Source organism: Thermoanaerobaculia bacterium, from assembly GCA_035593605.1.
In the GTDB taxonomy this organism is placed as follows: Bacteria; Acidobacteriota; Thermoanaerobaculia; order UBA2201; family DAOSWS01; genus DAOSWS01.
Genome location: DAOSWS010000009.1, coordinates 66,539 through 85,025 on the forward strand (window position 1 = coordinate 66,539; position 18,487 = coordinate 85,025).

20 protein-coding genes are annotated in these 18,487 nt (G+C 54.0%); 5 read left to right on the plus strand and 15 right to left on the minus strand.

Annotation, left to right across the window (positions count from 1 at the left end; all coding sequences use genetic code 11):
- Nucleotide 1 precedes the first annotated feature (1 nt).
- The 7 genes from nuoK to PLD04_06160 are packed head-to-tail and all read right to left on the minus strand — an operon-like array spanning nt 2 to nt 5,441.
- Nucleotides 2-307 carry an NADH-quinone oxidoreductase subunit NuoK gene (nuoK, locus tag PLD04_06130; GenBank protein ID HXK67903.1) on the minus strand — a complete coding sequence of 102 codons (306 nt, stop codon included), beginning with the start codon at nt 305-307 and terminating at the stop codon, nt 2-4.
- The gene (locus tag PLD04_06135) at nt 304-798 is read right to left on the minus strand and encodes an NADH-quinone oxidoreductase subunit J (protein ID HXK67904.1); all 495 of its coding nucleotides are present in this window, start codon (nt 796-798) and stop codon (nt 304-306) included. Before PLD04_06135 ends, nuoK begins: the two co-directional genes overlap by 4 nt.
- Nucleotides 798-1,829: an NADH-quinone oxidoreductase subunit NuoH gene (nuoH, locus tag PLD04_06140; GenBank protein HXK67905.1), complete on the minus strand. Its 1,032-nt coding sequence runs from the start codon at nt 1,827-1,829 to the stop codon at nt 798-800. The genes PLD04_06135 and nuoH overlap by 1 nt, the downstream gene beginning before the upstream one ends.
- Complete coding sequence (locus PLD04_06145; protein HXK67906.1) at nt 1,822-3,330, minus strand: 2Fe-2S iron-sulfur cluster-binding protein; 1,509 nt, start codon at nt 3,328-3,330, stop codon at nt 1,822-1,824. The genes nuoH and PLD04_06145 overlap by 8 nt, the downstream gene beginning before the upstream one ends.
- On the minus strand, nt 3,323-4,600 hold the full coding sequence (nuoF, locus tag PLD04_06150; protein ID HXK67907.1) for an NADH-quinone oxidoreductase subunit NuoF: 1,278 nt from the start codon (nt 4,598-4,600) through the stop codon (nt 3,323-3,325). The genes PLD04_06145 and nuoF overlap by 8 nt, the downstream gene beginning before the upstream one ends.
- Nucleotides 4,600-5,076, minus strand: a complete 477-nt coding sequence (locus tag PLD04_06155; GenBank protein ID HXK67908.1) for an NAD(P)H-dependent oxidoreductase subunit E — start codon at nt 5,074-5,076, stop codon at nt 4,600-4,602. The genes nuoF and PLD04_06155 overlap by 1 nt, the downstream gene beginning before the upstream one ends.
- A complete protein-coding gene (locus PLD04_06160; protein ID HXK67909.1) occupies nt 5,073-5,441 on the minus strand; it encodes an NADH-quinone oxidoreductase subunit A in 369 nt (122 codons plus the stop codon). The genes PLD04_06155 and PLD04_06160 overlap by 4 nt, the downstream gene beginning before the upstream one ends.
- Nucleotides 5,442-5,731: 290 nt before the next feature.
- Between PLD04_06160 and PLD04_06165 the strand changes: the two genes are divergently transcribed.
- On the plus strand, nt 5,732-7,030 hold the full coding sequence (locus PLD04_06165; GenBank protein HXK67910.1) for a C1 family peptidase: 1,299 nt from the start codon (nt 5,732-5,734) through the stop codon (nt 7,028-7,030).
- A gap of 22 nt (nt 7,031-7,052) precedes the next feature.
- Nucleotides 7,053-8,048, plus strand: coding sequence for a phosphatase PAP2 family protein (locus PLD04_06170; GenBank protein ID HXK67911.1), 996 nt, complete (start codon nt 7,053-7,055; stop codon nt 8,046-8,048).
- A gap of 21 nt (nt 8,049-8,069) precedes the next feature.
- Here PLD04_06170 and PLD04_06175 read toward each other — a convergent pair whose 3' ends face one another.
- Nucleotides 8,070-8,744 (minus strand): PhoU domain-containing protein, encoded by a 675-nt coding sequence (locus PLD04_06175; GenBank protein HXK67912.1) that lies wholly within the window; start codon nt 8,742-8,744, stop codon nt 8,070-8,072.
- 10 nt (nt 8,745-8,754) lie between these two features.
- Complete coding sequence (locus PLD04_06180) at nt 8,755-9,873, minus strand: Na/Pi symporter (protein HXK67913.1); 1,119 nt, start codon at nt 9,871-9,873, stop codon at nt 8,755-8,757.
- 104 nt (nt 9,874-9,977) lie between these two features.
- Between PLD04_06180 and PLD04_06185 the strand changes: the two genes are divergently transcribed.
- Together PLD04_06185 and PLD04_06190 are read left to right on the plus strand one after the other, a co-directional pair.
- Nucleotides 9,978-12,299: a sulfatase gene (locus PLD04_06185; protein HXK67914.1), complete on the plus strand. Its 2,322-nt coding sequence runs from the start codon at nt 9,978-9,980 to the stop codon at nt 12,297-12,299.
- Between the two features lie 70 nt (nt 12,300-12,369).
- Entirely contained in the window at nt 12,370-14,463 is a 2,094-nt protein-coding gene (locus PLD04_06190) for a hypothetical protein (protein HXK67915.1), read from the plus strand.
- Here the strand turns inward: PLD04_06190 and PLD04_06195 are convergent.
- Complete coding sequence (locus PLD04_06195) at nt 14,408-14,824, minus strand: hypothetical protein (GenBank protein HXK67916.1); 417 nt, start codon at nt 14,822-14,824, stop codon at nt 14,408-14,410. The two genes, PLD04_06190 and PLD04_06195, sit on opposite strands and share 56 nt — an antisense overlap.
- A 30-nt stretch (nt 14,825-14,854) precedes the next feature.
- On the opposite strand from PLD04_06195, the gene PLD04_06200 reads away from it, so the two are divergent.
- Nucleotides 14,855-15,811: a phosphotransferase gene (locus PLD04_06200; GenBank protein HXK67917.1), complete on the plus strand. Its 957-nt coding sequence runs from the start codon at nt 14,855-14,857 to the stop codon at nt 15,809-15,811.
- Nucleotides 15,812-15,825: 14 nt separating this feature from the next.
- Here PLD04_06200 and PLD04_06205 read toward each other — a convergent pair whose 3' ends face one another.
- The 5 genes from PLD04_06205 to PLD04_06225 all read right to left on the minus strand — a co-directional run bounded on the left by PLD04_06205 (nt 15,826) and on the right by PLD04_06225 (nt 18,415).
- Nucleotides 15,826-16,197 (minus strand): S4 domain-containing protein, encoded by a 372-nt coding sequence (locus tag PLD04_06205; protein ID HXK67918.1) that lies wholly within the window; start codon nt 16,195-16,197, stop codon nt 15,826-15,828.
- A 12-nt stretch (nt 16,198-16,209) separates the two neighbouring features.
- Complete coding sequence (locus PLD04_06210) at nt 16,210-16,644, minus strand: GNAT family N-acetyltransferase (GenBank protein HXK67919.1); 435 nt, start codon at nt 16,642-16,644, stop codon at nt 16,210-16,212.
- Entirely contained in the window at nt 16,641-17,015 is a 375-nt protein-coding gene (locus tag PLD04_06215) for a DUF3568 family protein (protein ID HXK67920.1), read from the minus strand. The genes PLD04_06210 and PLD04_06215 overlap by 4 nt, the downstream gene beginning before the upstream one ends.
- A 52-nt stretch (nt 17,016-17,067) precedes the next feature.
- A complete protein-coding gene (locus PLD04_06220) occupies nt 17,068-17,688 on the minus strand; it encodes a sigma-70 family RNA polymerase sigma factor (protein HXK67921.1) in 621 nt (206 codons plus the stop codon).
- Nucleotides 17,689-17,815: 127 nt separating this feature from the next.
- On the minus strand, nt 17,816-18,415 hold the full coding sequence (locus tag PLD04_06225; protein ID HXK67922.1) for a sigma-70 family RNA polymerase sigma factor: 600 nt from the start codon (nt 18,413-18,415) through the stop codon (nt 17,816-17,818).
- Nucleotides 18,416-18,487 lie beyond the last annotated feature (72 nt).

Below are 18,487 nucleotides of genomic sequence, written 5' to 3' on the forward strand. Positions count from 1 at the left end.
CTTACCACCTCAGGATATTGGCTCGATCAACATTCACCGTCTTGATCCTTCGGAAGAGGACGATGAAGATCGCGAGACCAACGGCCGCCTCAGCAGCGGCAATGGCGATTGTGAACAGCGTGAAGATCTGACCCTGGAGATCCCCAAGCTGGCGGGCAAATCCAAGAAAGGCCAGATTTCCCGCATTCAGCATGATCTCCACGGAAAGAAACATATGGATGGCGCTCTTCCGGGTCAGAAAACCCAGAGCACCGATGGAAAAGAGGGCCACGGCCAGGATCAGGATATGCTGGATGGGAACAATCATGACCACTCCTTCCTTGTCAGGATAAAGGCTCCCACAACGGCCGCCATGAGAAGAACGGTGACGGCCTCGAAGGGAAAGAGATAGGTGGAAAAGAGCGAATAGGCAAGATCACGCAGAGGATCGGGAACCATGGGTCGCTCGGGAAGAAAGGTGGTCAGGCGAACAACGCCTGAAATCACCACAAGAAAAGCAAAAAAGGAAATGTAGGATAGATATTTCTGAAGGGGGCGATCTTCCGGCTCTTCCACCTCTGCCCGGAGGTTTAATAGCATAATGACGAAGAGAAAGAGGACGATAATGGCCCCGGCGTAAACGACGATCTGAATGGCTGCGATGAAAGGTGCATCCAGCTGGAAGAAGATGACGGCAAGGGAACAGACCAGGACAACCAGGCTCATGGCGGAGGTCACGGGATTCTTGTGGAGGATCACCACCATCGAAAAGAGGAGGGCAATGAAGGCCATGGTGTAAAAGAGAATCACCGGCAGCATCAGATCACCCCCAGGATCAGGAGAGCGCTGACCACGAGAAAGTTGAGAAAGGCCAGCGGAATGAAGAGCGTCCAGCCCATTTTCATGAGCTGATCATAGCGGAATCGGGGAAGGGTCCACCGGACCCAGACAAAGAACCAGAGGAAAAAGGATGTCTTGACAGCAAATACGGCCAGAGACAATATCCCGCCAAGCATGCCCTCAGGGTGGCCGTAGGGAAGCTGCCACCCGCCAAAGTAGAGGGTGACGATCAGTGCCGACGCGGTGATCATGTGCGCGTATTCCCCCAGATAGAAGAGGGCAAATTTCATCGATGAGTATTCCGTGAAATAGCCGGCGACAAGCTCCGCCTCCGCTTCTGGAAGATCGAAGGGAAGACGGTTGGTCTCGGCAAAGGCGGTCACCAGGAAGACGCAGAACCCGATAAACTGGGGGAAGACATTCCAGTTCGGCAGAAATCCGAATAGAGTACCCTGCTGGGAGGAGACAACTTCCGTGAGCCTGAAACTCCCCGTGGTCATCAGAACCGTGAGGACGCTCAGCGTCATGGCGAGTTCATAGGAGATCATCTGGGCCGAGGATCGGATCCCGCCCATGAACGAATATTTATTGGATGAGGCCCAGCCGGCAAGAACCAGTCCGTAAACCGAGAGGCCGGAAAGGCCCAGGATCAGCAGCATTCCGACACTCACGTCGGAAATAATCAGGGGCACATCCCTTCCCAGGACAGGGAGGGAAGAACCAAAGGGGATGAAGGCAAAGGCGGTGAGCGCCGGCACAAAGACGAGCAGAGGAGAGAGAAGGAAGTAAAACTTATGGGCTTCCGAGGGAATAATCTCTTCCTTGAAGATAAATTTAAGGCCATCGGCAACGGGCTGAAAGAGACCAAATGGGCCGACTCGGTTGGGACCCAGGCGATCCTGGATCATGGCGCTTCCCCGGCGTTCAACCCAGGACATGACGGCAACAATCGTCAGCATTCCGCCAATCAGAACTCCAACCTTGACAAGGAGAATGAGGAGTTCAACCACGAATCTTCTCCAGCCGGGAAGGCAGATCGGCGTAGGTCAAACCCTGAAACGCCTCGATGGTCTGGAAGATGGCTTCGGCCGCAGGCCCGGGACATTCTTTTCCCATCCCGGCCAGTATCTCACTTCCATAACTCAAAAGCCCTCTCGTGCCTGCCGCGGGCTGAATGGAAGGACGAACATGCTGAAGGATCCTGTGGTCGTTCAGGTACGTTCCTTCCTTCTCGTGGAAGAGATGGCCGGGAAGGACGATGTCAGCCCGTTTCGCCAGCGGACCCCGGTGACGGGTTTCCGCAATCACGAAGGCATCCGAGGGAATGGATCTGACTTCCTCTTCCGTGAGGGGAGCCGGAAAGAGATTTTCCGACAGGAAGAGAACACGGGCATCGGCCGGGTATGCATCAAAAAGGGAAATCCCCAGAGCTGCCGCACCCTGTGTATTGGGGCCGGCGTTGTGGGAGACCATCCAGTGGCCCTGCTCATTCTTGATCTTCCGTTCCTCTCCCGGAGCCCGGCGAATCATGACCGTGTCCGCGATTGTCTTCAAAAGTGCCATCTCCTCGCAGGACTGGAATGGAGTAATGACGGCCACGGTTCGGTTGTCGGAGGAGAGTTTCCCGGCAATTTCCTTCAGGGCATCGGTCCAGGGAACGGGTTCTCCTCCCTGCATCGGTTCAAAAATATCTCCCCCGTTCATCCAGTCATAGGAGAAACGTCCGAAGTCACAGAGCCAGTGATGGTTGATCAACGGATTGGCCGCGGGAAGGAATCGTTTTACCGAACCGCTGCGGTGCTCCAATCGGATGGCACATCCATTCCCGCAATGGGGGCAGATGGAAGGGGTAGACGTCAGGTTCCACGATCGTTCATGAAACCGGAAATCGTAGACTGTCAGGGCCCCCACAGGGCAGATATCAGCCGTGCAGGCCGACCACGGGTTCTCCAGAGGCCTTCCATCGTGGGTATCGATGACCATTTTATACCCGCGCTCCGCAAAGGTCAGCTCTCCCGTCCCGGCAATCTCCTCGCAGAATCGAATGCAGCGGGAACAGTGGATGCAGCGGTTCATGTTCTGGAAGACGTGAGGTCCGATCTTTCGTCGTTCCAGCTTCGGGTTTACCCGCTTGGCCTCGGTGTACCGGCTTTTGGGAAAGGAATGCGCCTCGCAGAAATCCTGCAGGTCACATTCCCCTGCCTGATCACAGATCGGGCAATCCAGCGGGTGATTGATCAGAAGAAATTCCATCACCTGGGAACGGAGCTTTCGGACCCGGTCATTGTCGGTAAAGACGACCATTCCTTCCCGGACCGGCGTGGCACAGGCAGCCTGAAGCTTGGGGATCCCTTCAATCTCCACGAGACAGATTCGGCACTGTCCCACGACCCGTAATCCCGGGTGATAACAAAAATAGGGAATCTCGATGCCAACGGACCGCGCGGCTTCGATCAGGTTCAAACCCTCCCTGACCTCCACGTCTCTTCCATCCATAGTCAGCTTAACCATGGGTGCCTCTCATGGGACATCGGCCCCGGGATATATGAGCTTCAAATTCATCCCGGTACTTTTCCACAAAGGCCTTGACGGGCATGGCGCAGGCATCGGAGAGGACACAGATGGTTGTCCCCATCATTCCCTGGCAGATGTCAAGAATGAGTTCCAGATCCCCCTCACGGCCGTTGCCTTCCTCGATCCGTTTCATGATCAGATCGAGCCAGTGCGTGCCCTCTCTGCAGGGACTGCACTGGCCGCATGACTCATGGGCATAAAAGCGGGTGATGCGCTGGGTGAGCTTCACCATGCAGACGGAGTCATCCACAACAATGACGGCGCCCGACCCCAGCATCGTACCCATGGCAGCAAGCGTATCGAAGTCAAGAGAGACATCGATCTCCTCAGGTTTCAAAGGAGGTGCCGAGCTCCCACCGGGAATCACCGCCTTAATGGAACGACCATCGGGAATACCTCCACAGACCTTTTCAATCAGGTCCTTCAGGTTATAGCCCATGGGAAGTTCATATACCCCGGGCTTCCGCACATGTCCTGAAACGGCAAAGAGCTTGGTTCCGGTATTTTTAGGGTTTGGCCCGATCGAAGTAAACCAGTCCGCACCCCGGGTAATGATATGGGGCACACAGGCAAGTGTTTCCACGTTGTTCAGGATCGTGGGGCTGTCAAAGGCACCCACGACGGCGGGGAAGGGAGGCTTGAGCCGGGGATGGCCCCGGTGACCGGCAAGCGATTCCAGAAGACCCGTTTCTTCCCCACAGATATAGGCCCCGGCGCCGGAATGAACAAAGATGTCAATCTTCTTTCCACTCCCCATCACATTACGCCCCAGATATCCGTCCCTGCGGGCTTCCCTGACCGCTTTTTCAAGGATCTTGATGGCCCGGACAAACTCACCCCGAACGTAAATGTATCCGGCTTCAGCCCCAATGGAAAGGCAGGCGATCGCCATTCCTTCCAGGAGCATGTGAGGATCACATTCCAGGATCACTTTGTCCTTAAAGGTTCCGGGTTCTCCCTCGTCCGCATTACAGACGACGTATTTCGGTTTTGGGTGATCTTTCGGTACGAAGCTCCACTTGAGGCCGCACGGGAATCCAGCGCCGCCCCGACCACGAAGCCCCGACCGCTTTACCTCGTCGATAATGGAATCCGGGGTCATGGACAGGGCTTTTTTCAGTCCCTGGTACCCTCCCCGTTCCAGATAACTGGACAGGAGGTGCCCCCCCTCCACACCGACGGCACGGGTCAGAATCGGCTCCACGATCACGAAGGTTCTCCCGAAAGAATTTTTGCAAGGAGGAGATGGTCAACCGGACCCTCATAGTCATCGTTCACCATGAAAACGGGAGCACGGTCGCAGGCTCCAAGACACTCAGCCTCTTCCAGGGAAAACCTTCCATCGGCTGTGGTTTCTCCCGCACGGATCCCCAGCTGGGTCTCCAGCGCCGCCAGGAGATTATCGGCTCCCTTCAGCATGCAGGAGATATTGGTGCAGACCCGGATGTGCGTCTTTCCGGGTTTCTTACGATGGTACATTGTATAAAAGGAAGCGACCCCGTAGACTTTTGCCGGAGGAATTCCCACCAGTTCAGCCAGATAGTCCATGGTTTCCCGATCGATATAGCTCCAGGTTTTCTGGGCCAGGTGGAGGAGGGGTAACAGCGCACCTTCCCGGGTGGGATAACGGGAAAAAATCTCCTGTACATCTGATTCCATCTCCGGCGGAAAATGGCGCTTCATTTCTCCCACGTAAAGGCTCCCTCCTTCCAGAGATAGACAAATACGAGAGCCACGAAAGCAACAAAGAGACCCACCGCGGCAACCATGAACATCGGAGCGCCCCGGCTTGTGAGTGCCCAGGGATAGAGAAGGGCAGCCTCGACATCAAAGACGATAAAGAGGACGGCTACGATAAAAAACTTCACGGAAATCCGCTTTTTCACCGTATCCAGAAGGGGCATGCCGCATTCAAAGGGCTCGAGTTTACGCTTATGAGGTCGTTTCCGACCAAGGAGATGGGACATCACAATCATACTGATCCCCATTATCGTAGTGATCAGCAACATAACGACAAGAGCCCCGTAGTCCGATGTGAGCGCGTTCACAAGAACCTATCCTACCCTATACCCCCACCCAAGTCAATACAACCATGGACAGATTACGTTCCGTAAAAACTCTACAAACTACTGAATTTATATCATTTATCCTTCCGCCTTCCATCACCCTCCGACCCGGATGGTCACAGATGGGGAATCGACTTTGTCAGAAACCGTACATGATCCGGCTTCCAATCGGATGTCGCAGCGGTGGACCATCGACCTCGTCGGTGCTACCATGGAATCGTGACGGGATCCCGGTTTCGGGAATCCCCGGACAATCCCTAGGAGGAAGACCGATGCGTACCTTTCTTTCGTTCTCTCTTTTGCTCGTTTTCGTTTCCATACTGCCCGCACAAACCCCTGTACAGCCAGAGGATCCTGGAGCCTATGTTCCCAGGATCAAAGACAAGGTGCTGGAGGAGATAAAGGAGGCCAATAAGGAGAAAAAAAAGGAAGCTGAAGCAAGGACCGAGGAAATCCAGTCTGAGTGGAAGGAGCGGAAGAAAAAAGAAAAGGAGGACATGCCACAGTTTAAGGCCGTCATCGGGGAAATGGAGCGCCCGGCGTCCCTGGAAGACTTCACGAAGGTCTGGCACAATCCTCCCGTCGCCCAGTACCTGACCGGAACCTGCTGGTCGTTTTCCACAACATCGTACTTTGAATCGGAAGTGCATCGTCTGACGGGAAAATCGGTCAAGCTTTCCGAAATCTACACAGCCTATTACGAATATGTGGAAAAGGTGCGTTCCTTCGTGCAGACCCGGGGAAACACCTATCTTGGGGAAGGGTCGGAAGGCAATGCGGTCCCCCGGATATGGAAAGCATACGGGATCGTTCCTCTGCAGGCCTATCCCGGCGTACTCGCGGAAAACGGACGTCACGACCACTCCGTTCTCTTTGACAAAATTGAGGCCTATCTGGATTACGTCAAGGAACATGATTACTGGAATGAAGAGGAGGTCGTTTCGGTCGTTCGCGTGTACCTCAACGAGACCCTTGGGCCTCCGCCGGAAACCTTTACCTACGACGGTAAGACCTGGACGCCCCTATCATTCCTGAAGGACTACCTCAAGCTGGATCTGGACGCCTATGTGGAAGTCATGTCCACCCTGCGGTATCCCTTCTGGACCCGTGCGAAGTTTGAGGCCCCGGACAACTGGTGGCACTCGGAGGATTACCTCAACCTTCCCCTGGACACCTTCTACGCAGCCATTCGCCGGTCGATCGAAAACGGCTATTCCGTGGCCATTGGCGGAGATGTCTCTGAACCGGCCTATTCCGGAATGGATGAGGTCGCCTTTATTCCGTCCTTCGATATTCCCCAGTCCTACATCAACCAGACCAGCCGCGAATTCCGGATTGCCAACAACACGACGGAAGATGATCACGGGATCCATCTGGTGGGATACACCCGCATCGGGGACCACGACTGGTTTTTAATCAAGGATTCGGGCCGGTCTTCCCGGTGGGGACCCCACGAAGGCTATTACTTTTACCGGGACGACTATGTCCGGCTGAAGATGCTCACGTTCACGGTCCACAGGGATATGCTTACCGGGGAGCTCAATCGGCTTGTAACAAAGACAGAGTCCTGACAGGATCGAAGTAATCCGTTTCATGGCCATGCGGCTCCGCGGTCTGTCATCGCTCTATCTCTTCGAATGGGTTTCGATCGCATCCGGCCTCTTCTTGATTCTATTCTTCATCCTCTCGCCGGTCCGGGGTCCCTTTTACCTTGTGACTCTGGGAACTCTCTGGCTCTTTGTGAGAATTATTGCCCTGTCCCTCATTCTCCTGCTTCTCACTGTCGCGTTCCGCTCCCTTCGCCGCGGTCAAAATCAGACCTTTGTTGAAGCTCTCCAAGAAAGCGACCTGATCCGGGGCAGAACCTGGGGAGACCTGGTGAGGATTTCCCTTGCCTTCAGTCTCATGGAGACGGCCCATTTCTGTCTCAAAGTCTACATCCCGCTGATCCATTCCAGAACCTTCGATTCTTTTCTGTCGCAGGCGGATCGTGTCCTCCTGGCGGGAAGAGACGGCGTGGATCTGGTTTCCGCGATCTTTGCTTCACCGACCTCGATTCGGCTGATGGATCTTTTGTACAGCGGGTTCTATTTCTTTCTGGTGTGGGGATCCCTCATCCTCTTTCTGGCCCTCCTGCGGGGAAGAGAGCGGATCGCCTTCATGGATGCCTATGTGACCATGTGGCAGATTGGGCTGGCCATCTATATTCTCATCCCCTCCTGGGGACCTGTCTTTGTGGAACCCGAACGATATGCCGGTCTTTTACGCTTCATGACCCTGACCGTTTCCATTCAGAAACAGCTGTACCTGGAGACGTCTTCGATTATCCAGGGAAACTATGACATCGTGATTCGGTACTTCGGTATGGCCGCCCTTCCCAGCCTCCATGTAGCCGTTTTCACGATTTACACACTCTGGAGCCCAAGACTTTTTCGAGGGCTCGTCTATTTCTTCGGCGGACTTACGCTTCTATTTTTCGCCGGAAGTGTCCTGACAGGGTACCATTATGTTGTGGATGGTCTGGCAGGGATCGCCGTTGCCGGAATTGCAACGTTCATCGGACGTCGATTCCTGAAACGCCAGGGTTGAAACCTCTCCGGGATTGAAGAGCTATTTCTTATCCCTGGGTTCGTCCAGGAAGTCCAGCATCGGGAGGGGAACCACCACCGCCGTGGCGATATTGCCCAGATGGGAGGAGACACGCTTGCAGTACCGGGTCAGCAGAGCGTACCCGATGGCGGGATTGGCCGGCATGTCGGTCTTGTAGAGCTGGTCGATAAGTCCGTCACTCCGCTTGGTAATGTCCCGCATTCGATCCATCTGCTTCTGGGCAAGTTCCTTATCGCTGATCATGAAGGCTTTTTTCACATCGTCAAACATCGGAACCACGTCGTACTGCAGAGTTTTGATCTGATCCCAGTATTCAGAAACGTGCCTGCTCTGATCCAGGCGCTGAGCGACTTCATAGAGATTTTTGCAGTAATCCCCGACCCGTTCCGCGTCCTTCAGGACACTCATCAGGATCAGGGACGCAGGAAGGTCGACGATACCGGTCAGGGAGAGGTGCTCGATCAGGCGTCGCCGGACATCCTGGACCGAACGGTTGATCCGCTTGTCCGTTTCGTAGATAAAGTCATGGGCGTGGCTGATGTCTCCCTTTTCGTAAAGAAGAGTCAGGACCTTAACGTACATCGACTTGCTGTCTTCGAGGATCCGTGCGTGATCTTCAACGAGGTTCTTCAGAATCTGGTTGCTTCGATAGGTCTGGAAAAGCTTGGTCCACATGGGAGGCTCCTTAGAGATTGTAGCTGATCAGGATCAGCAGACCGGGAATAATGAAAAAGACACCGAGAATGAATACAGCGACGATCCACTTCTTCCGGGTTCCGTGATAGCCCATCCACCGGGCCATCGCAATTGGAATCCTGCGGATGGGCCGAATGGGGTAGATCAGAAGAATTCCGCTGATATTGAAGAGAAGGTGGACGATGGCGATGGTGAGCCCTTGTACGTTTCCGACCATGGAGGCAAGAAGGGCAGTAATCGTGGTGCCCAGGTTGGCACCGAGCGTCATGGGGAAGGCCTGCTCCAGTGTGAGGACACCCGCCGCCAGGAGGGGGACGAGGAGGCTGGTCGTCACCGAGGAGCTCTGGACAAGGACGGTGAACGACAGGCCCATGACAAAGGCGATGACGTCGTTTCTCGCGATGTACCGGTCAAAGACGATCTCGAGACGATTCATCATCAGGATTTTCATGAGACGGACCAGGAAGAAGAGGCTGAAGAAAAGCGTAACCAGGCTGAGGATCAGGATCAGGATGCCTGCCGGGCGCGCATGGATCCCCATGATGTCGACAAAGAGCTTCTCCACACCATGGGCCACAGGTTTGACGATCAGCTTCAGGGGACTCTGGTGGGTTGTCCCACCTCCCACGCCCACCAGAAGCTTGGAGATGCATTCCGCGGTTCTCTGGAGGTACCCTGTGGCCAGTTCCACTGGCAAAAGAACAAAGGCGGTGATCAGGTTGAAAAAATCATGAATAATGGCGCCGGAGAAGGCTCGCTCAAATTCGTCGGAACGCGTGATGTGCCCCAGGGAGACCAGCATGTTGGTCACGGAGGTGCCGATATTGGCGCCCATCACGATGGGAATCGCGTTCTCGATGGGAAGAACACCCGCGGCCACGAGACCCACGGTTATGGATGTCGTTGTGGAGGAACTCTGAATGATACTGGTCGAAAGCAGGCCGACAAAGAGGGCCACAAAGGGATTGCTGGTACTCTTGATCAGGCCAAGGGCGAAATCCTTCCCGAAGAGCTTGAAGGCCACGCCGATGAGATCGATGGACGTCAGGAAAAAGTACAGGAGAACGAAGACGGCGATCCAGCCAAGGTAACGTTTCAGGGATTCCACCGGACGATTATAGCAGGATGGTCAAGTGGTCTTCAGATAACCTTTTGACTTCGCCCGCGACGTGGTCTACACTCAGGTATCATCGACATTCAGGATCCGATTCCATGGTAACGGTACACGCTCGATCTCGACCTGTCGCCCGGTCGATTCAGGTTCTCATTCTCCTTCTTATCGGCGTCGCCGTCATCCTGTCCGTGTGGCATTTTTATCCCTTTCACCCCGTTCCCAGGAAGCAGCGCTCCCTGAAACATAATGTACTGACAGGTTTAATCTACCCGGACCATCCCGTCGCCGTTTTTGATTCGGAAGGAATCTTCAGGATCAGGGGAAATTATTCCATTCCCTATCCCCCACCGCTGCATCTCGATGCCGGATGGGCGCAAAGAACCGATTGGGGTATCTGGGCTCTTGGAACAAGATCCACGGTATCCTTCTACCTTTCCAGACCGGAACCGCAATACTTCTGGTTTCGATGCCGGCCGATGCGGAACGTGCCCGGAACCTCTCCCCAGACCCTTCAGATTGAGATAAATGGATACAGGAGTGAAACGGTTTCTCTCCAGGAGGAGATGCGTGATTACTCTATCCCCATTCCCCGAAGGGCGTTTCAAAGAGGGAAAAACGAACTGACATTGAACTTTCGATACGCCATCTCCCCGAAAGAGGTGGGGGAGAACAAGGACTCACGACCTCTCTCCGTTGCCTTCGCACGGTTTGGACTCCTTCCGGAAGACCTTCAGGAAGCGGCAAATTCACTCTATATAAATCCTACCTCACGGTTCGATGGTGAGTTCGTCTCTCTGAATCCGGGAGAGACGTTGAGCTTCAGCCTGGATTCGATTCCAGAAGTCGCCCATATCACATGCACGGTCGTATCAGATGGCACTGAATCCCCTTCGGCCTTATCGATGGTCCTCTTTGACGAAGAAACCGGTGCAAGAAAGAACGCAACGATTCCCGTGTCTCAACCATCCAAAAACTCCCGATCCCTTCCGGAGGCCAGAATCGAACTGGGCGCCTTTTCTGAACATCCCTGCACCGTATCTCTGCGTGCGGATCATCGTACGCATGATCCGATCCGCCTCGGCAACTTTATCCTCCGATACCGGGATAGAAAACCCGCACAGGAAGAGCGTGGATCATCAGCGAAAAACCTTTCCGGATCTCCAAACCTGGTGATGATCCTCTTGGACGCTGCCCGTCCGGACCATATGGGGATCTACGGTTACCCGAAGGACACAACACCCCATATTGACGCATGGGCAGGGAAATCCAGAATCTTCACCAACGCGGTGGCCACGGCTCCTTACACAGTAAATTCTGTTGCAACGATCGTAACGGGCTTGTCCTTTTTCACGCACGGCGTGGTCGATCTATCTGATCGTCTCTCATCAGAAGCCCTTACGATCGCCGAGTACCTGCATCATGCAGGTTACGAAACCGTCGCTTTTTCCTCAACACCCAACAATTCGCCTTCCAAAGGGTTTGGCCAAGGATTTGATAGGTTTTATGAAGTGTGGAAGGGTCAGGGGGGGCTGAATGGCCATGACCCCGGGCTGTTATGCCGGGAGGTGGAACAATGGATCGATACCCGGAAGTCACCCTCTCCCTTTTTTCTCCTGATCCACATGGTCCCACCCCATTCACCCTACAGCCCACCTCCGGAGCATGACCTCTTTGGGTCGCCTGATTTTCAGGGAACCCTGACCGGTGACCGGCCAACACTGGAAGCCATCGCGCAGGGAAGAAAGATCCTTTCAAAGGAAGAAAAGGAACGGATTATCTCTCTCTATGATGGGAATCTCCACTGGGCGGATGCCGCGGTAGGAACCCTTCTCTCCACTCTCGAATCCAGAGGCCTTGCAAAAACCACCCTGACCGTCCTGACCGCAGACCATGGAGAAGCCTTTTTTGAGCACGGCTCCACCGAACACAATACCACCCTCTATGAAGAGATGATCCACATCCCCCTTATCATCCGTGTTCCCGATCAGGAACGATCGGAACCGTCTTTCAGCGATGATCTTGTCAGCACTCTGGACCTCTCCGCGACACTGGCGGCCGCGGCCGGACTTCCTCCCCTTCCGGGAACGGATGGAAGAAATATCCTTCAGGATCCCCTGCCGGAACGCAATTCCTATTCCTGCCTGATGCGAAGTGCCGGGAACCATCCATGGCTTGGTTTTCGGACTCCGTGCTGGTCTCTGCTCCTGTCACCCGATCTTACATTCGAACTTTATCATCTTAAGACGGATCCTTACCAGGAAACCGATCTATCCGTGAAGAAGCAGAACATCCTGCGTTCCCTGCTGATTCGCTTCCATACATCTGCATCCATTGTTCCACCCCGGTTTGACGGAGGAACCTCGCCTCCTCCGGATGAAGAGACACAGGCCACGCTACGCTCCCTGGGTTATCTACAGTGAAAGGAAGGATTCTTATCCGGATTCCAGGGGACCTATTCCATTCCCGATCGCACATCTGGAGGGAAATACCGTGAACATATCGATACCCGCATTCCTGAAAGGGAAGATGGTCGCCATGACGCTCTGTTGCCTGATCGCCTTCGGGTTTCTCTTTGCCGGGGCGAATCATATCGTCTATGAAGTCCTGGGGGACGGCCACTATCACTACCTCTTTCTCGTTTCTCTCTTCGAGGACGGAGATCTGGATTTTTCCAACCAGTATGAAAGGTACGGTGACCCCTATGGAGCTGCGATTGCGAATCCCTTCCCACCCGGTTCCGCCATTCTGTGGGCTCCCTTCTACCTTTTCACAAGACTGGTTTTCCTTATTTCCGGAGATCCGTCCATCGATCCCTTCGCCTTTGCGTTCCAGAGTCGTGTCATGATTGGCACCGTCGTCCTGGCTCTCCTCCTGGCCGCGATGACATTCTTTTACCTGAGGCAGCGTTATGGTGCCGTGTGGGCCGCACTCGGCGTCGCAGGCGCAGCGCTGGCCACTCCATTTTTTCATTATGCTGTCATTGAACCCTCTTACGCTCACGTCCCTTCGGCCTTTTGCATCACCCTCTTTTTCTACTTCGCCCTGAAAGACCCGCCAAGACCTCTCCTTCTGGGAGGGATCGCGGGACTGGCAACCCTGACAAAGTTTCCCAATGGTCTCCTCTTCCCCATCTTCGGTCTGGCACTCCTGTTGAAGGACCGGACCCTGAAACGTCCCCTCCTGTTCGGCCTTGCCGGAGCCGTAACGATCTCGCCCCTTCTTCTTTATTGGAAATGGGCTTATGGTCACGCCTTTCTGATTCCCCAGGGGTCGTCCTACATGACGACTCATTTCCCTGGCATCTTCAACTCGATCTTTTCATCGCGCCACGGGGCTCTGACCTGGTCTCCTATCCTCTGGCTATCCATCATTGGCCTGGTCGTCCTGTCGTTCCGAAGGGATCTCTTTCTGCGCTGTGCTCTGATCTTCTTTCTCGGATCGATTATCGTGTCCGGTCTTCCATCAGACTGGTGGGCCGGAAGCGCCCTGGGAGCCCGCCGGTGGGTCGATCTTACCTTCTTCTCTGCGTTTGGACTTGCGGAGATCCTTCACAGGTTCTCCCGTCTGGCGATACGCTCTCCCCAAAAAGTTGCCATCACCCTGGCTTCCGTTCTGGTGGGAACCCTGATCGTAGTTCAGCTCACCATGGATCGCCTTTATGTTCGTGGAAGAATTCCCCACAATCAGGTCGTCACCTTTCCCGAACTCTATGAACCGGTCATGGAAGATCTTTACAGGAGGGTAGGAAACCCTTTCTCTTTCCCTGCATCGGCAGTTTTTGCCCTCCGTCACGGTGTCCCCCTGAGCGTCTATGACCGTTTTGTGGGGAAAATTCTCAACCGCGATTTCAACTCGGATGGGCCTGGACTGGATCCATGGCTGCCGGAACAGAAAATCTATTTTATCAAGGGATTTTCCTTCCGGAATGAACCCAGACTTCAGGGAAAGAACGCAAAGATCTTTCTTCCCCTTGCCCATCGTGCCGAATTATCCCTGACCCTTCTTCTTGACGGCAGCTCGAACCCGCCCCCCCTTGATCTGTCCTGGAATGGAACCTCCGTCGCCCGGATCCTGGAGTATGGCTGGAACGATCCAATTCGATTCAGGGTACCGGAATCGATCGTTCATTTCGGAACGAACGTACTGACCATCTCAAAGAAAACATCCAGTGTGACTCTCATTCCCGGGCCTCTCACCGTCGCACCATTCACGGGGGAATTTATTTCCGTCCTCCCTCTGGGCTATGTCGACTCCATCACTCCCGGTCCCGGGGGGGTCGGAATTACGGTTCAGGGTTGGGCTCTGGGACGAAGGGGTCCGGTAGAAGTTCGCGCTCTGAACTATCCGGGACGTCATGCAGTCAAAGCGCAATGGAGGGGATGCAGGGATGATCTTCGCTCCGTCCATCCTGACATGGTCGGATTTGAGCAGGCGGGATTCTCTCTTTATCTCAGGGGGGCAGGTGAGAGCCTCTCTTCCAGAACCGTCGTCCTTGAGATAGAGGAAGAGGGAGGGAAGTCGAATCTCCTTATTCGTACTGTTGCGGTGACGAATCCAGTGGACGCGGGAAATTCAGAACCATAACGAAAAAGGCAAGACCCGCACCGGTCCAGAGCGGAGCCATTTCACCTCCGGAAAGAACGGAAACGATCAGCCCGTTGATCGCCAGTCCCTCTACAAGGGCACACCCGATGATATGATTCATGACCGCCTCGCCCTGATTTGCAGTCACTTTTCGAAAAAAGGCAATTCCGATCAAGGCCATTCCGACCCCCGGGAGAAGTGCCAGCATCGCGGCCCCGGGCGGTATCACGGGCCTGGGAAGGTTCTGTCCCGATGACAGGATCCAGCCTACTGCGACGTAAATGATGCAGGAGATGAGGAACGCAATATGAATCAGGAGCAGGGAAGAGGGTGAGGATCGGTTCACGACGGCACCTCGCACAGGGTTTTTCCTAGTATACAATAGGGAAGAATGGAACCGGCCCCTGCGGATATTCTGACACTCCCTCAATGGGAGGAACTTCAAACCCGCCTCGGAGAATCGATACTCCAGATGGAAACGATTGCTCCCGACGTTTCAATCCGCAGGTTCTTCCGAATCTATCTATCCTCCATCACACGTGTTCTGATGGTCTATCCCTCCGATACGGAACGCGCGATCCTGGATCGGGACTTTACCATGATGACCTCCTTTGCCCTGGCCGGGCTCTCTCCTTCCGTCCTTTTTCGGGGACCATCATGGTTCCTTATGGAAGACGGCGGGACCATGGACCTTGCCGCATACATGGCTGAATCCGGAGAGAAAGGTCACAGCCTCCTCATTCGTTCAGCAGGATTGATTCCTTCGATCCAGGCCCTTCCAGGGGAGATTTCCACGATCAACCCGCCCTTTGATTCCACACTCTTCCAGCAGGAATTGACGATGACCCTGCGATGGTACATCAGACAATTTCTCGGGAACACAGCCAGTTCAGAGGTTGAAACTTTCTTTACAGACCTGGCGGAAACCGTGGCCCGGTTTCCGCGAAGATTTCTCCATCGGGACTTTCATGCCAACAATATTCTCGTTTCTCCTGCACAGACAGCTCTTGTCGTGGATGTTCAGGACGCCCGCCTCGGTCCGCGCGGGTATGATCTGGTTTCCCTTCTTCATGAACGTGCAGCTCTGTCTTTTCCTGAAAAGAGTCGCTGGGATTGGATCCGGGAAATCACGGAACAGTGTAACCTGGGTACATGGGATTCAGCGTTGGAGGAGGAATTCCACCTGACGCTGCTTCAACGAAACCTGAAGGCTCTTGGAACTTTCGCACGTCAGGTCATCTCAGGCAGAATGGCGTATAAGAACTTTCTCGAGGGAAGTCAGACTGTCTTGAAATCACTTCTAAACCGTCTCCACCTTTCGGCATTCCGCTCCCGTCTTCTTCCCTGACGACGTCTCCAGGTTCAGGTCGTTCCCTTTATCTTCCGCAGGCGTTCCAGATCTTTTCGTGAAGGCCTCCCCTTCCCTTCGTACCGGAGGCGCATCATCCGATCCACGCGTCGAATTTCAAGCTCCTCCTGAGTCGGCTCCGGTGTAACGTCTTCATAGAGCCTGCGGGCATCCTTTCGGGATACATTACCTTCCGTAACTTCGCGGATCACAACGTGCTGGACGGCCTCTCCGCGGTCAATTTCCAGACGATCTCCGATTTGTACCGTTCGGTGGGGTTTGACCCTTTCTCCCCTGACCCTGACCCGTCCCAGATCGATGGCCCGGGCGGCCTGGGATCGAGTCTTGAAGAGACAGGCAATATTCAACCAGGTGTCGAGACGCATGCCTTCCACAGCCTAGGATCCCTGGATCAGGTGTTTTCGGTAATAGAGAATTTCCGTGACTTCTTCATACCCCTCGGAGGAAAAGAGTGCCCGGGACGGATGGTTGTCCTCCTCGATCAGTCCGGCAACGATTCCGATTCCCTCATGGAGAAGAAATCTTTCCGCTTCCCGCATGAGAAGACGCGCCACTCCATGGTGACGGTGGTCCGGGTGGACCGCCAGCCGGTTTATCCAGCCTTTTCTTCCATCGTGGGTCACCAGTACGGCACCCACCAGGGCCGATTCATGGAAGGCGCCCAGAAAAAGAGACCGCGGATCTTCCATCTGGGAACAAAGCCTTGCTCGATCCTCCCTGCCTCCCGGTCGAATCGGGAGATCGGTCATGGACCAGAGATCGAAAAGTGTATCGAGATCTCCAGGCAGAAGAGATCGGAACTGGAGGTTCACAGCCGGGATTTGATCTGTTTCAGAATCTGAATGGAGAGTTCCCTGTCCCCCATATACCCGACACGGATGGACACCTCGGTCTGGTCCATATCTGTGGCCTTCAGCCAGATATAGATTCTCGTACCGTCGGCCATCTCAGCCTGGAGCTTTCCTTTTAGCTTGTCAGCGACTTCCCGGGTTTCATGAAATCCCAGTGCGATAAAGGACGATTTGACCGCTGCATGAACGGCGGGAAGAGGAGCCGGCACCGTTTCCTTCAGCTGACCGTTGACAAAGAGGTACCCTCCGGTAACCCCGATCACCCCGACAACCGCTGCGGCACAGGATGTGAGGAGAGCGGAGAGAAGGGCAAGAGTCACAATTGATTTCATGGCTTGGGAAACCTCCTGGACGGGTATGGATCAAAGTACGACATGGCAAGGGTCAGGTTGGTTCATCGTCAATCAGATCTTTATCCCTGAGTTTCGCAGGTTCGCGATCCCTCAAATATCCATGGTGACGGGCAAAATCGAGGAGCGTCTTTTCCAGCATTTTCCGTCCCCTGTACAAACGGGACATGACCGTACCGAGGGGGACTTCAAGAATCTGAGCAATTTCCTTATAGGAAAAATCTTCAATATCTGCAAGAAGAACAACCAGTCGGTACTCATCGGGAAGATTGCCCAGGGCATTCTGCACATCTTCATCCACAAGGGTTTCTAAAAACTCAAGTTCAGGATTCGATGAGGGTTCTCCCTTAATAAGAGATTCAAGAGATTCTTCAATCTCGCCGAATTCTACATTTTGCGGTGTTGACTTTCTTTTTCGATATTCGTTGATGAATGTGTTTTTGAGAATCTTGAAAAGCCAGGCTTTGAAATTTGTACCTTCCTCGAACTTATCGTAATACCGGTATGCCTTGTAATAAGCTTCCTGAACCAGATCTTCCGCGTCTTCCTGGTTTCGAGTCAGTCGATATGCCGTGGAATAGAGCGAATCCACATAGGGCAGGACATTGGCTTCAAAATCCCACTTTTTCTTGTGTCTGTTCTTCGATAGAATCATAGTCCCCGTGCCTGAAACGGTTTGGATATCAGTCGATCAGGTAGATTGATTATACTCTTGAGCAGCTCCCGGGGTCAAGGAAAGGAATAGATTTTCAATCTCAAATTTAGAAATAAGATCTTCAGAATCAGGCACACTCAGCCAAAAGATCCTGATTTCTGATCCTCTCCGGACGTACGTCTTTCAGGTAACCTCTCGATCTTCCATAATCGAAGAGAACCTGTTCCAGCATCTTTCGCCCCCGGTAGAGACGGGACATTACGGTTCCCATCGGAACACCGAGTATACCGGCAATTTCACGGTACGTGAGTCCCTCCAGATCGGCCAGGATGACCACGAAGCGATAATCTTCCGGAAGAGTCAAAAAGGCCTGATGCACGCTATCGGGGAGGGTGCCGTGCAAAGCACGCTCCTCCGGCGTATCTCCGGATGACAGAAAATCTTTCACATCCTCAAGATCCACGAGATCCGGAATTCTTCGCCTTCGCCGATACTCGTTGATGAAGGTGTTTCGCAGGATTGTGAAGAGCCAGGCCTTGAAATTGGTACCATCCTGAAACCTGTGCCGATACCGAAAGGCGCGAAGCGACGTTTCCTGAACCAGATCCTGGGCATCCTGGGGGTTGCGGGTAAGGCGGAGAGCCGTGGAGTACAGGATGTCGACGTAATTCAAAATTCGTTCCTCGAATTCTTCCTTCTGGGCGGATTGGAGTGTTCGTGTTTTCATGGCATCCAGGTAAAGAGCAAAATTCATGCCAGGTTTTTCAGTGATCCTGCGTCCCTGGTTGTCCCGGAGAAG

Bases quoted from the DNA above. Each gene is read 5' to 3' on its own strand.
- nuoK (HXK67903.1), bottom strand. From the start codon at position 307: ATGATTGTTCCCATCCAGCATATCCTGATCCTGGCCGTGGCCCTCTTT.
- PLD04_06170 (HXK67911.1), top strand. From the start codon at position 7,053: ATGGCCATGCGGCTCCGCGGTCTGTCATCGCTCTATCTCTTCGAATGG.
- PLD04_06185 (HXK67914.1), top strand. From the start codon at position 9,978: ATGGTAACGGTACACGCTCGATCTCGACCTGTCGCCCGGTCGATTCAG.
- PLD04_06165 (HXK67910.1), top strand. From the start codon at position 5,732: ATGCGTACCTTTCTTTCGTTCTCTCTTTTGCTCGTTTTCGTTTCCATA.
- PLD04_06200 (HXK67917.1), top strand. From the start codon at position 14,855: ATGGAACCGGCCCCTGCGGATATTCTGACACTCCCTCAATGGGAGGAA.
- PLD04_06155 (HXK67908.1), bottom strand. From the start codon at position 5,076: ATGAAGCGCCATTTTCCGCCGGAGATGGAATCAGATGTACAGGAGATT.
- PLD04_06225 (HXK67922.1), bottom strand. From the start codon at position 18,415: ATGAAAACACGAACACTCCAATCCGCCCAGAAGGAAGAATTCGAGGAA.
- PLD04_06135 (HXK67904.1), bottom strand. From the start codon at position 798: ATGCTGCCGGTGATTCTCTTTTACACCATGGCCTTCATTGCCCTCCTC.
- PLD04_06205 (HXK67918.1), bottom strand. From the start codon at position 16,197: ATGCGTCTCGACACCTGGTTGAATATTGCCTGTCTCTTCAAGACTCGA.
- PLD04_06145 (HXK67906.1), bottom strand. From the start codon at position 3,330: ATGGTTAAGCTGACTATGGATGGAAGAGACGTGGAGGTCAGGGAGGGT.
- PLD04_06220 (HXK67921.1), bottom strand. From the start codon at position 17,688: ATGATTCTATCGAAGAACAGACACAAGAAAAAGTGGGATTTTGAAGCC.
- PLD04_06175 (HXK67912.1), bottom strand. From the start codon at position 8,744: ATGTGGACCAAGCTTTTCCAGACCTATCGAAGCAACCAGATTCTGAAG.
- PLD04_06215 (HXK67920.1), bottom strand. From the start codon at position 17,015: ATGAAATCAATTGTGACTCTTGCCCTTCTCTCCGCTCTCCTCACATCC.